The sequence below is a fragment of the Qipengyuania sp. JB2-7 genome (assembly GCF_055693485.1).
The window spans coordinates 1,060,869-1,073,053 of sequence record NZ_CM146335.1 but is presented as its reverse complement, the minus strand read 5'-3'; the positions used below and the strand labels follow the sequence as shown (position 1 = coordinate 1,073,053).

Genomic DNA, 12,185 nt, shown 5'->3' with positions numbered 1-12,185 from the left:
TGTCGACAATGTCGACACTGACACGATCATTCCCAGCCGTGAAATGCGCACCACCGTACCGTGATGGGCTGGCCGATGGTATGTTCGCCCCCTGGCGATATTCAGATGTAGATGCGCGCGTCGAGAACCCGGATTTTGCCCTCAATCAACCGGACTATCGCGACGCCGCCATCCTTCTCGGCGGGGCCAATTTTGGCTGCGGATCAAGCCGCGAACACGCTGTGTGGGCGCTGGCCGAATGGGGAATACGCGCGATTATCGCTGTTAGCTTTGCGCCGATTTTCCGCGCGAATTGTCAGCGCAACGGCATCCTGCCCATCACGCTTCCTCGCAAAGTGATCGATAGCGCTGCAGGTGTCGATATTGTCGTCATGATTGAAGATCAAACCGTCATGATTGTTGGTGTTAGCCATCATTTCGACATCAATCCCGAGGCGAAGCTGATGCTGATGAAGGGTCTCGACGCGATTGATCTGACGCTCACTCAAGATGCAGCGATAAGCGATTGGACCAAGTCGGACCGTGCGGTGCGGCCTTGGGTGTATTTGGGGACATAACTGGAGCATTCCGCATGACCGAAATTCTCATTTCAGAGGTTGGCCCTCGCGATGGCCTGCAATCGATTGATCGGGTCATGCCGCTCGACGCCAAAAAGATGGATTGCGGCAGAAGCTGACGCAGGCGTGAAAGAGATCGAGGTGGGCAGCTTCGTCCCACCCAAACTCCTCCCGCAAATGGCCGACACGGCCGAGTTGGTGAAATTCGCCAAGGGTATCGATGGTCTGACCGTCGTTACCCTCGTGCCCAATGCCAAGGGTGCGCAATTTGCCGCCGATGCCGGCGTTGACGGGATGAGCATCCCGTTTTCCATGTCGGAAACGCACTCGATCAAGAATGTCCGCAAGGATCACCCCGCCATGTTGGAGGAAATCCGTAACGCCGCCGCAATCGCCAAGGATCACAGCATTCATTTCGCGGTGGGCCTCTCGACCGCGTTTGGCTGCACAATGGAAGGTGCAGTGGCAGAGGATCAGGTCGTGCGCCTGGCAGAGCAGGCCGCCGAGGCCGGGGCGATGGAGTTCAGTCTGTCTGATACCACCGGCTATGCCGACCCGGCTCAGGTCCGTCGCCTGACCCGAAAAGTGAGAGCAGCTGTCGGCGCAAATATGCTAACAACATTGCACCTGCACAACACCCGCGGACTCGGCCTTGCAAACGTAGTTGCAGGTTTGGAGGAAGGCATCACCACCTTCGATTCCTCGCTTGGCGGCCTTGGCGGATGTCCCTTCGCACCCGGCGCCTCCGGCAATCTGGTGACCGAAGATCTGGTTCTGATGCTCAATTCGATGGGATACAAAACCGGGATCGATCTGGAAAAACTGCTCAAGGTGCGCAGCATTCTGGAGGACGCGCTCCCCGGCGAACCGCTTTACGGTTTCACACCCGATGCAGGCCCAATGCTTGATTACGCGGAAAGGGTCGCGGCATGAGCGAAACAAATTCGCCGCAGCCTCTAAAAGGCATCAAAGTCGTCGAATTCACGCATATGGTGATGGGCCCGGCCGTCGGCCATATCCTGGCGGGTCTGGGCGCAGAGATCGTACGGGTTGAACCGATTGGCGGTGATCGCACCCGGCGATTGCTGGGATCAGGTTCAGGCTATTTCCCAATGTATAATCGTGGGAAGCAGTCGATTTGCCTCAACCTGAAGAACGACGATGGCGTACAAGTCGCAAAGGATTTAATCGCGGGCGCGGACATTCTGATCGAGAACTTCCGCCCCGGTGCGCTTGACCGCCTTGGCCTCGATTACGAAAACTGCTCCAAAAACAATCCGCGCCTGATTTATTGTAGCGAGAAAGGCTTCCTTCCCGGCCCCTATGAACAGCGCACGGCGCTGGATGAGGTCGCGCAGATGATGGGCGGGCTTGCCTATATGACCGGCCAGCCCGGCAAACCGACCCGCGCCGGGGCCAGCGTGATTGACGTAACCGGCGGCATGTTCGGCGTGATCGGCATTCTCGCCGCGCTGGAGGAACGCCACCGCACAGGTAAAGGGCAAAAAGTGACGGCCAGCCTGTTTGAAACGACGATATATCTGGTTGGCCAGCATATGGCGCAATACGCTGTCACAGGCACACCTGCGGCTCCAATGCCGGCACGGGTCTCTGCCTGGGCAGTGTATGATGTGTTTGAGACCAAGGATGAGCCGGTTTTTATCGGCGTGGTCACCGATGCCCTGTGGGAGAAATTCTGCAAGCTTTTCGGGCTCGATGATTTGTGGGCCAATGAGGCATGGCACGAGAACAACGCCCGCGTTCTCGCACGTGACGAAATCATTCCGCAAATCCGCGCATTGATCGGGACGATGACCGCAGTCGAGGTCATTGCAAAGCTTGATGGGACGGGTCTGCCCTTCGCCCCCATCGGCAAGCCCGAGGATATGTTCGATGATCCACATCTGGCCGAGGGTGGGCTTGAAGATGTGACCCTCGACAATGGCACCGAAGTTCGTCTGCCAACGATCCCGCTTGAGATGGACGGCAAGCGAATTGGGTCGCCGCAACAATTGCCGCAGCCGGGGCAAGATGCGCGCGATGTGCTGTCCTCACTCGGCTACGGCACCGAAAAAATGAGTTCGTTAATCCGCGAAGGCGCAGTGGGGGAAAGCACATGAAACTAGAACATTTTGGCGTATTTGGGGCCGCCGCGTTGGCCGTGTCCGGCTGCACCGTCACCAATAATTACAGTCAGGCCGCCGACCCGGTCGGCTCCTCCCCGCAAAGCGCCAACCGGGCGATGGAGGGCGTCGAAACCGATGGCACTTTGCCGACCGACATCCGACGTGCCTCCATCGTCGTTCGCGATATGGAACAGAGCCTGGCATTTTATCGCGACGTGCTGGGCCTTGAGGTGAATTACGACACGGTGGTCGAGCTATCGGGTGTCAATCTACCCGTGGGCGAACCAGGCACAAAGGCTCGACTTGTGCTGCTTAATGGCAATGATCCCTATATTGGCTGGGTTGGACTGCTGCACCCATTCGACCCGCCACTACCCGACGTTGATGAACCCTATGCCACCCGTCTTGCGCCAGGAACCGCTTTTCTGGTTGTCAATACCGATGATGCTGCCGCGACCTGCGAGGCGGCGACCAAAATCGAGGGCGTAACAATGACTGGCCCGACCCGGTTACAGGTTTATCCGGGTCGCGACGGCCGACCAGACATCAATGTACGTGGATGCAATGTGTTTGATCCCAACGGCGTCGCCATCGAGATCAACCAGCTGCTGAACTAGATCACAAAGTCGATTGGCTGCGGCAGCTTGCTGCGGCTGACGACCATCTTGCCGTGCAGAGTTTCGATCTGTTTGCTGCCTGTTTTCACAAACAGGAACGGCAACACCCCATGCAGGATGCAGGCGAACCCGCCCAGCACCATGCGAATGCCAAAGCCGCTGGCATGCGCCAAATGCTCCCAATACGTCTCGCCGATAGATTCAGGATGCTCGGTAAACAGGCGCTTCATAAGATGCGTAAACTCCGGTGAATGGACAATCGCAGCGCTTCTAACACGGTATTCTGGCAAATTTTTCCCAAATTCTTTGGACTTTCGCAATTAATTTGATAATTTATCCCAATTATGAGTGATAAGGTAGATTTAGATTCTCTCGACTGGGCGATCCTTGCGATCCTGCAGCAGGATGCTTCACAGCCGGTGCATGCCATTGGAGAGGCGGTCGGCCTGTCGACCAACCCGTGCTGGCGCCGCATCAAGCGGATGGAGGATGCCGGGATCATTGATCGGCGCGTCGCACTGCTCAATCCTGACAAGATCGGACTTGATACAACGGTATTCGTGACGATCCGCACCAACCAGCATGATCCAGAATGGCTAGAAGCCTTTTCGCAAGGGGTCGCGGCGATTGACGAAATCATCGAGTGTCATCGGATGGCGGGTGACATCGACTATATGTTGGTACTGCAAGTGCGCGATATTGGTGATTATGACCGCATCTATCAGAGGCTAATTGCGAAAGTGCCGGGTTTGTCCGACGTTAGCGCCAGCTTTTCGATGGAGCGGATGAAGCATACCACCGCCCTGCCCCGGCCCGCCTAGCTATTGAGTATGTCCAACACCGTTTGAGCAGTGATCGGCGCAGCTTCGTCAAGCACCGCGCGTTTGATATCGAGCCGTTCCACCAGCTTCGCAGCCGGTATGAGGTCGGCTGCGCGGCGGGTCGCGTCAAGCAACATCGATTGGGTTGCTAACAACGTGATGTCCCCTCCCGCCTGGGCGAACCGTTGCTCTAGCGGATAGCTGAACCCGGCGTAAAAGCCTGCGTTCATCGCCTCGCCATGACGCAATTGCTCTACGAACATGGCAAAGCTGCGCGCCATCCCCTGGCTCTCAACCCGCTTGGTGATACCGCGTTCCCATGCGGGAGCGAGTGAGGACATTGCCGAGGTAAACTCCGGCGGTGATCCATTGCTTTTCAGCAACTCCGCGCGGGTCTCTGGCTCAAATGCGGGAACATCGCACAATACCAGCCTGCGCAATTTTTCGGGCACTGTAACAGCCAGCTCAACCGCCACCAGATCGCCGGTGTGGAACCCGAACAGATCGACAGGTCCGCCATCGCAAAGTCCATCAATCAACGCTTCCACGGCGCTCGCAAAATCAGCAATGGACGCCTGCGCGCCGATAGCGTGCGACCCGCCATGTCCCGGAAAATCAGGCGCAATAACGCGGCGGCGATGCGCCAAATGCGGCATTATCTCAGTAAATGCGAGGCCGCTAAACGGTGCAGGATGAAGGCAGATGAGTGGAGGATTATCCGCCCCTTCTCCCAATTCCCGATAGTGGATCTGACCCTCAAGCCGATCATAATAGCCGCAGCGGATCATGACAGACTCATCGCGACAGCAAACGCTACAACAAGCGATACGAGGGTCGCAGCAATGACCGGTGCAAGCGTGCGCCAACCGGCCTCCAGCAACAGACCAAGGCGTGAACGCATCGCCGTGGCGGTAACCGCCAAGAGTAGGCACGCCTTTGAAACGGTGAGCGCCGTTGCGCCAAGCTGCTGTGGCAGTTCCACAAAACTGTTACCGATCACGACCAGAAAAAAGGCCGGAATGAACCACGGCATGGACGCCATCAGCCCACGCTTTTTCACATCGGCATTTCCCGAACGCATGATCCACCAACCAACCAGCGCGACCATAGGCGCGAGCATGGCCACGCGCGACAGCTTGACCACCGTCGCATTGGCACCTAGCCGCATCGCTATAACTGTAAGCGCCGCCAATCGCCTGAGCCGCGTCGTGAACAGACGCACCGATCAGGAAACCCGCCTGCGTATCGGATAGGCCCGCTATTTGCGCAATTGCGGGATAGACGGACATGGCGATGGCGCTCGCCACCGCGACCCCGACCAGCGTGACAGAGAACCGCGCCTGATCGAGCCGATCCTTGCCGATCACGCCGTAAAGCGCGAGCGCAGCAGACGCCCCGCAAATGGCCGTTGCCCCGCCGGCCAGAAGACCAGTTTCGCGTTGCTCGCCCACCAGCCGCGCGGCGATTATCGCCCCTGCAAAAGACGCCGCCATGACCAGCAGCAATCCGCCAAATGCGAACCAGCCCAGCTCAATCACTTGTGCAAACGTCACCTGCAAACCCAGCAGCACGATCCCCGTTTGCAGCACATAGCGAGATGCAAAATCGAGCCCTGGTGCGGTGCGTTCAACATCGGCCAGAAAACTCAGCGCCAGCCCAATAAGCAGGCCAAGCAGGATAATCGGAAATCCATAATGTTCGGCCAGCCAAGCCGCCGCTAGCGCCGCAGTCCCGCACGTCGCCAGGCCCGGGATGTAGTCAACAAGCCGACGCTTTGGGACCGCTTGCGGTTCATAAAGCTCACCAAAAAGGTCACCCGCATAAAAATCAGGCGCGCCCTGCCTCATCGACTACCTTCGCCAATACGCCCGATCTGCTCGCGGTACAGCCGCAAGGTCAGCGGCATCAGGATCAGCGGTAAAATGGCAAAGATTACGGGCACAGTGGCCACCGCATAGCGAATGTTCTCTTCACCATAAACAAGGTTGGAGAGATATCCCGTGGCAATTGGACCAAGCGAACCGAACCAGCTGATCCCGAGATAGTACAGCGCGATGATCTGGCCGCGAATCTGCGACGGGGTGATGGCGAGCAGCACTGTCACACCGATGGCCGACACAATCCCGATGCCCACCGTGTTGATACACAGCACCACAAAAGCGATCTCTGGCGTTGGCATGAAGAATGGCAACACCCCGCTGGGAACCATGATGAAAAAACCGAGATAGAGGATTTTGAGCGGCGCATCGGCGATGCCCTTGCCCGTCATCCGGTCGGACAGACTGCCAAATATCAGCATATTGATCGGACCGATGATCAGCAGCGCGATGCCGTTGATCAACGCGTATTTCTGCGGGCTCCAGCCCCATGTGCGCTCGAATGTGGAGGGCAATAGGCCCTGACTGTAGGCGATGGCCGTCATGCAGCACACGATCAGGATCACACCCGCATAGAGCGCGAAATTCTTGAACAGATACTTCAGCGCATCGCCAAATCCGCTGCCGCTGATCACTTCTTCAGATGCGGGCGCAGGACGACGCGCTGGTTCTTTCATAAACAGAAAGAACACGGCCAGCAGAATGCCCGGCAGGCCGACAACGATCAGGGTAAATCGCCATGGCGAAAGCTCACCGAAGAACGGCAGAGATTGTGATCCGCCCGACGCTGCCCATGCGATGATGCCCGCGCTCAGCAATGACGCGAGGCCCGCCCCAATCGGCAAGGCAGAGGAGTAAAACGCAATCGGCTTGCCGCGCTTTTCCGGCGGAAAGCTATCGCCGATCATAGAGAATGTCGCCGGGCTCAAGGTAGCCTCGCCCACGCCCACACTCATACGCGCAATAAACAGCTGCACGAAATTCTTGGCCATGCCGGTCGCCACAGTGGCCGCAGACCACAACGCGATACCAACCGACACAATCCAGATGCGTTTGCCGCGATCAATCAGCCAACCCATGAAAATGCCGACGAAGCCATAAATGATAGTGAAGGCGCTGAGCAGCCAGCCGATCTCGATGTCAGTGAGCGCAAACTCGGCCTTGATCGGTTCGACCAGCAGGCCGAGGATGTACCGATCAACGAAGCTGAAGATATATGCGATGGTTAGCATGACTACGAGGAACCAGCCCGCAGTTGCACTGGGATAGGGTTTTTCGGCGACCTTTGCGACCGCATCAACCTCGGCCGGGACGGCCGCTTCGGCGCTCATTCACCCTCTCCTGGAAACTTGTAAATGACCACCAGATTATCGTCGAAATCAACAATCCCGATCTCGCGTCCGATGCGCCCGTCAGGGGTCTTGAGCACCTCTTCCTCATAAACCGTGAGGCCCAGTGCGCGTGCGCCCGCCATAACCGCATCCGGGTCTTGCGTTTCCAGCACAATCGCATTGCGGCGCGGGTGCGGCGCAGCCTCCAATGCGATGCCTGTGATCTCGGTCAGAGCCATGACCCGGCGTTGGTTTGGGAGGTTGAGCGTAGCAAAGCCCAGTTTTGCCTCTGTCGGAATGTCGAAAACAGGCCGAGAATAGCTGTCAGGATTGTCACCCAGCCGATACTCTACTTCAAAGCCCAGCACTCCCTCGTAAAACGTCAATGCACGGTCTAAATCCGCCACAACAAAGTTCGCGCGTTGAAACCGGACAGCTGCCTTCTCGCTCATAACCATTCCTTGGGTTCGCCGCGTACGCTGCAGCATTGGACGCCAACATTCGCGCCATAATATAGGTTTGCCAGGGCACGCGGCATTGCGCCAAACCCCTCTTCGATATCTTGCACAGGTTTTAATTGGCCATCAGAAATCCAGCCAGCGATGTCTTCCATCACCGCGTCCCAGCGATCCATATGATTGTAGACAAAAAAACCGCGCATGACGCTATCGGTCGCCCGCAAGCGGGTATAGTTCGACAGCTTGAAGGGGACGTCACGGGTGTATTCGCTGATCGAACCACATAGCACTATACGCGCATTCATACGCAGCCGTTCGAGGCACGCCTCCAACGTTTCACCACCGACATTGTCGAAATAGAGATCTATACCGTCGGAGCGCAGCTCATCGAGTTTGGCCTCGATGTCATCCGCCTTGTAGTCAATCGACGCAGAGCAGCCATGCTCGCGGATAAACGCGCATTTCTGCGCCCCGCCTGCCATACCAACGACATCGCAACCGACCACATTCGCGGCCATCTGGCTGACCATGGAACCCACGCCGCCCGCCGCGCCGGAAAGGACCATACGGTCGCCTGCTCGCGGATCGCCACAGGCGAACAACCCGGCATGTGCGGACAGCCCCGTCATCCCCAAAACCCCTGCACCAAGCGCCGCTGGCAGGCCATTATTCGGCATGCGGAAGAACTTTTCCTGAGGGGTCATCGCGCTGACCTTGTAAGTCTGCCAGCCCATCTGGCCCTGCACCATTTCGCCCTCGCGCCAATCGGGATGGCGCGATGTGACCACTTGGGCAACGCCGCGTCCGTGAATGACATCGCCAATGTCCAGCTTTCGGTCGCCCGTATTGGCCGTGCCCTGCATGTAGAACCGCATGACCGGTGCCAGCCCGAGGTAATGCGTGCGCAGCAGCACCTCGCCCTCTTCCGGCTCGGGAATGTCTTCGGCGTGCCAGGCAAAGTCGTCGGGGCGCACATTGCCATCCGGCCTTCGCGCAATCCGCCATTGATAATTTGCATCGTCGTCAATTGCGCGTGAAGCATGAGCGGCAAACGCATCAAGAGCCGCTGTCTGGCTCATCAATCGTGGACCCGAACCACTTGATTTACCTCGAAGAAATAACCATCGAGGTCCCAGAAACTTGCGCCGACCATATCCTTGACCTTGCCGTCCGCGCCGGTGACGGACCAGTCATTGGGCTCGGCATGAATACGCGATCCTCGTGCGCGTGCCCTCTCAACAGTCTCGCGGCAATCTTTGGCGGCTACCACGAACACCGGTGTGCCAAAGCCTATCTCTGTCGGCAGCTCATCAGGTATGTCCGCACGCTTCGGATCTATCCATTCGAGCAGGCCAATCATACCGATGGTGTCATGCTCTGCCTGCATAATGACGAGACGGGTCTGATCGCCCTTCCTGCCTGACGCGAGCTGATTGCCGGACAATGTGAAGGGCACATCCATCCACCGCTTCATACCCAGTACGTTCTCATACCACTGCGCAGCTTTCTCAGCGTCGCGGACCATCAAAGTGGTGCGTTTGACGATGTCAGAGCCAATATCCTCAGGCATTGAGCGCCTCCGCAATGCTAGGGGCTTCGATCAGCAACACCTGACAGTCGGCAATGCCTTCGCGCAGCTTCTTGGCTTCGCCATATTCCGGGCTGTCCCAAAACGCTTTGGCGGTTTCCTTGTCGGGCCATTCCGAAATGACCATCGACGCGCCGTCGCCGAAATCACCCTCGAGCAATTCCGCACCGGGGCCGCGCAGGATGTATCGCCCGCCATGTTTGGCGACCAGAGCGCCCGCCGCAGCGCCGTATCCCTGAATAAACGCATCGCGGTCCGCGATCTTGGCAGTGACGATCATGTAGGCTGGCACGTTAGGTATCTCCTATTTCGGCACGCTCGAAGAACCCGCCATCAGAACGGCTTCACCGCGCCGAGGAAGCACACCCCGGCAATGGTGATCCAGTAAATGTACGCAGCGAAACGCGCTTGGCCAATTTCCTTAGCCAATGCTGCCTCCTGCTCTGCGTTCGGACCCATGGCCAGAATACGAAACCGCTCTGTCCAACGGCGCATAACCAGACGCAGGAACAACCCGATGCACAGCGCAAAAGCGTATAGAATCATCTTCCACGGATACCAGTGATTGCCCTCTGGCGTGTCAATCGGTCCGCTACCGCCTAGCGCGAGGAAACCCACAATCAGCAAAGCCGCGATTAACGGATAGCGCAGCAATTCTTCTATGCGGGTTATCGTCACGCCAATGTCGGTCTCGCGCTTGACAAAGGCCGCCCATGTCATGCCCAGCCAAACCGCGAAAAACAGCCACATCCACCAGATGCCCGCCCCCTCCAGCATTGGCACAAAGCCGTAGAGTTTGCCCATATGCAGACCCAGCGGCAGAAGAAGCACAATCCCGGTCCGCGCGAGGATATCAATGCGATAGGCGGTTTCCATGTGCCGTTTGCGCTCTTCGAGAGACAGCGCAGAATTGGTGACGTGATAGCTCGTCTGAAAGACGCCCCATTCACCGCCAAGCCAATAGACCATAGCCAGAATATGCACCCAGCGTAAAATGCTGAGCTCGTGCATTTCCAAGAATTCCATTTTCCCTCCCCACTTGCGACCCACCGCCGCGTGATTCAGCTTTTCGACAACCGGTCGACAATCTCCATGATCGGCGGGTCTTCCGCCTCCATCGCTTCAACCTGTTGCTGAAAACCACGCATGATGCGCGAGACATATGCCTTTGTCGCAAGAGCGCGCTCATCACCCTCTTCCCGGGTTGGCACGAATGCGTCAATGTCTTCGCGGGTCAGCGAACCATTCTTGTCGAGCAGGCGCTCGACGGTATCCTGTCGCTCGCGCAATGCAGAGACTTCTGCCGCGAGCGCAAAAACCACCGAATATAGCCGGTCCAGCGCAGGATCTTCGAAATATTCCGGGCGCTTGCCCTTTGCGCGGCGACCCGACGCGGCGACCCAGTCAAAATCTTCTGAGTTCCCGGCCATTACGCTGCCACCGCCGTGGCTTCGCCCTTCCAGGCGCCATACGCATTCCAGATAGCTGCGCGGCCAAAGTCCTCCTCATCACCGTCTGCGGCGGGTGGGAAAATCTCCGGATCGACCACGGCGCGAACGCCCACGGTAAACTGGTTCTCGCGATCAAACCCGGCATTTGCCATGACCTGCTTGAGATCCTGTGCGTGCATAGCGGTCCAGAAAGGCTCGTTATTATTGAACGCATCCCAGTCGCGCATGAATTGCTCGAACAGAGGCATCTCATCAGAATATTGCGGCTGCTCTATGTGAAAAATCAGCCCGCCAGGCGCGAGCACGCGGTGCGCCTCTGCCAGCAATTTCGGCATGGCCTTGGCTGACAGCTCGTGCAGGAACATCGTCGTCTGCACCCAGTCGAACGTGCCATCGGCCCAGCGTGACAAATCCTCGCCTGAGGCCTGAATAAACCGGATATTTTTGACACCCATCGATGCTGCACGTGCCGCTGCATAGCGCAGGGAGGCCCCAGCCGTATCGATCGCAATGACCTCTGCGTCGGGATAAGCTTGTGCGATCGGGACGGCGTTGTGCCCGACCGTGCACCCAATATCGAGGATACGCTTCGGCGACCAATCTGGCCGCTCTTTCTTGGCCCATTCGACGACAGCTTGTCCGCCGCCATCATTGAGCCCACCCAAGGCGCCGCCCGTGGTCGCAAACAGACCGACATCGTAGTTTGCGCCCATTGTTACGTCATCAGGCAGCTCTTCACTGTGATAACCGCCCGGCTGACAGTGAATATCGACGGCTGTCTGATAATGCGGCTGCTCAACAGCAGGATCCAGTTCTAGCATGCCAGATTCTTTGATGTATCGCGCAGCCTTGGCGTTGAGCTCTTCAATCTGGCGCAGCACGATCTGGCGCCCATTGTGCTGACGCATTTCCATAGAATTGCGCTTGAGCGCGGACCACATGCGGTGCCATGCAGTCTTGTTCATAGCGTCACGAACCTCATAGCGATGCTCCGGCTCGCGGCCATGTTCGGCGCGGAAAGCGGGCAGCGCCTGCTTTTCATAAGCAAGCTTGTTGCCTGCCCCTATTCCACCGGACACATAGCGGTTGAAATGCGTCAGAAAGTTAAATCGCGCCGCTTCATCATGCGATGCCTCTGGCATCATCGGATGGCGCGTTAGAGCGGTATAGGGTGGGGGTAGGTCTGAGGACATTTCGCGATCCTAGCTAACTTATCGGGTCAAAATAATTTGTCCGGACAAATTTGCCGCAAGTGTCTCGGACTGTCAACGGTAGAACGCCCGGACCACAGAATGGTTCACCCTGCGCCAAAAATGCAAAGAACGTAAGAGCACTTGGAGCCTGTCCCCAATCCGTATT

Annotated in this window: 16 protein-coding genes and 1 pseudogene; 5 read left to right on the top strand and 12 right to left on the bottom strand. The window is 57.6% G+C overall.

Annotated elements, in window-relative coordinates; translation table 11 throughout:
* Positions 1-38 precede the first annotated feature (38 nt).
* The 4 genes from leuD to ACZ1GM_RS05240 all read left to right on the top strand — a co-directional run bounded on the left by leuD (position 39) and on the right by ACZ1GM_RS05240 (position 3,300).
* Positions 39-557 (top strand): 3-isopropylmalate dehydratase small subunit, encoded by a 519-nt coding sequence (leuD, locus tag ACZ1GM_RS05255; protein ID WP_472678086.1) that lies wholly within the window; start codon positions 39-41, stop codon positions 555-557.
* Positions 558-683: 126 nt separating this feature from the next.
* On the top strand, positions 684-1,490 hold the full coding sequence (locus ACZ1GM_RS05250; RefSeq protein ID WP_472678085.1) for a hydroxymethylglutaryl-CoA lyase: 807 nt from the start codon (positions 684-686) through the stop codon (positions 1,488-1,490).
* On the top strand, positions 1,487-2,677 hold the full coding sequence (locus tag ACZ1GM_RS05245) for a CaiB/BaiF CoA transferase family protein (protein ID WP_472678084.1): 1,191 nt from the start codon (positions 1,487-1,489) through the stop codon (positions 2,675-2,677). Before ACZ1GM_RS05250 ends, ACZ1GM_RS05245 begins: the two co-directional genes overlap by 4 nt.
* A complete protein-coding gene (locus ACZ1GM_RS05240) occupies positions 2,674-3,300 on the top strand; it encodes a VOC family protein (RefSeq protein ID WP_472678083.1) in 627 nt (208 codons plus the stop codon). Before ACZ1GM_RS05245 ends, ACZ1GM_RS05240 begins: the two co-directional genes overlap by 4 nt.
* On the opposite strand, the gene ACZ1GM_RS05235 is transcribed toward ACZ1GM_RS05240, so the two are convergent.
* Positions 3,297-3,590, bottom strand: a complete 294-nt coding sequence (locus ACZ1GM_RS05235; protein WP_472678082.1) for a DUF6356 family protein — start codon at positions 3,588-3,590, stop codon at positions 3,297-3,299. The genes ACZ1GM_RS05240 and ACZ1GM_RS05235 overlap by 4 nt on opposite strands.
* Before the next feature lie 54 nt (positions 3,591-3,644).
* On the opposite strand from ACZ1GM_RS05235, the gene ACZ1GM_RS05230 reads away from it, so the two are divergent.
* Positions 3,645-4,121 (top strand): Lrp/AsnC family transcriptional regulator, encoded by a 477-nt coding sequence (locus ACZ1GM_RS05230; RefSeq protein ID WP_472678081.1) that lies wholly within the window; start codon positions 3,645-3,647, stop codon positions 4,119-4,121.
* Here ACZ1GM_RS05230 and ACZ1GM_RS05225 read toward each other — a convergent pair.
* The 11 genes and pseudogenes from ACZ1GM_RS05225 to ACZ1GM_RS05175 form a co-directional block, all read right to left on the bottom strand.
* The gene (locus tag ACZ1GM_RS05225) at positions 4,118-4,909 is read right to left on the bottom strand and encodes an alpha/beta fold hydrolase (RefSeq protein WP_472678080.1); all 792 of its coding nucleotides are present in this window, start codon (positions 4,907-4,909) and stop codon (positions 4,118-4,120) included. The genes ACZ1GM_RS05230 and ACZ1GM_RS05225 overlap by 4 nt on opposite strands.
* Positions 4,906-5,241 (bottom strand): putative sulfate exporter family transporter, encoded by a 336-nt coding sequence (locus tag ACZ1GM_RS05220; protein ID WP_472678079.1) that lies wholly within the window; start codon positions 5,239-5,241, stop codon positions 4,906-4,908. The genes ACZ1GM_RS05225 and ACZ1GM_RS05220 overlap by 4 nt, the downstream gene beginning before the upstream one ends.
* Before the next feature lie 118 nt (positions 5,242-5,359).
* Positions 5,360-5,968 (bottom strand): annotated as a pseudogene (locus ACZ1GM_RS05215) (putative sulfate exporter family transporter); the annotation flags it as partial.
* A complete protein-coding gene (locus ACZ1GM_RS05210; RefSeq protein ID WP_472678078.1) occupies positions 5,965-7,329 on the bottom strand; it encodes an MFS transporter in 1,365 nt (454 codons plus the stop codon). The gene ACZ1GM_RS05210 and the pseudogene ACZ1GM_RS05215, both read right to left, overlap by 4 nt.
* Positions 7,326-7,781: a VOC family protein gene (locus tag ACZ1GM_RS05205; protein ID WP_472678077.1), complete on the bottom strand. Its 456-nt coding sequence runs from the start codon at positions 7,779-7,781 to the stop codon at positions 7,326-7,328. The genes ACZ1GM_RS05210 and ACZ1GM_RS05205 overlap by 4 nt, the downstream gene beginning before the upstream one ends.
* The gene (locus ACZ1GM_RS05200) at positions 7,778-8,866 is read right to left on the bottom strand and encodes an NADP-dependent oxidoreductase (protein ID WP_472678076.1); all 1,089 of its coding nucleotides are present in this window, start codon (positions 8,864-8,866) and stop codon (positions 7,778-7,780) included. The genes ACZ1GM_RS05205 and ACZ1GM_RS05200 overlap by 4 nt, the downstream gene beginning before the upstream one ends.
* The gene (locus ACZ1GM_RS05195; RefSeq protein ID WP_472678075.1) at positions 8,866-9,357 is read right to left on the bottom strand and encodes a VOC family protein; all 492 of its coding nucleotides are present in this window, start codon (positions 9,355-9,357) and stop codon (positions 8,866-8,868) included. Before ACZ1GM_RS05195 ends, ACZ1GM_RS05200 begins: the two co-directional genes overlap by 1 nt.
* Complete coding sequence (locus ACZ1GM_RS05190) at positions 9,350-9,667, bottom strand: DUF1330 domain-containing protein (protein ID WP_472678074.1); 318 nt, start codon at positions 9,665-9,667, stop codon at positions 9,350-9,352. Before ACZ1GM_RS05190 ends, ACZ1GM_RS05195 begins: the two co-directional genes overlap by 8 nt.
* A gap of 41 nt (positions 9,668-9,708) precedes the next feature.
* Complete coding sequence (locus ACZ1GM_RS05185; protein WP_472678073.1) at positions 9,709-10,401, bottom strand: hypothetical protein; 693 nt, start codon at positions 10,399-10,401, stop codon at positions 9,709-9,711.
* A gap of 35 nt (positions 10,402-10,436) precedes the next feature.
* Entirely contained in the window at positions 10,437-10,805 is a 369-nt protein-coding gene (locus tag ACZ1GM_RS05180) for a hypothetical protein (RefSeq protein WP_472678072.1), read from the bottom strand.
* Positions 10,805-12,019: a class I SAM-dependent methyltransferase gene (locus tag ACZ1GM_RS05175; RefSeq protein WP_472678071.1), complete on the bottom strand. Its 1,215-nt coding sequence runs from the start codon at positions 12,017-12,019 to the stop codon at positions 10,805-10,807. The genes ACZ1GM_RS05180 and ACZ1GM_RS05175 overlap by 1 nt, the downstream gene beginning before the upstream one ends.
* Between the last annotated feature and the right edge of the window lie 166 nt (positions 12,020-12,185).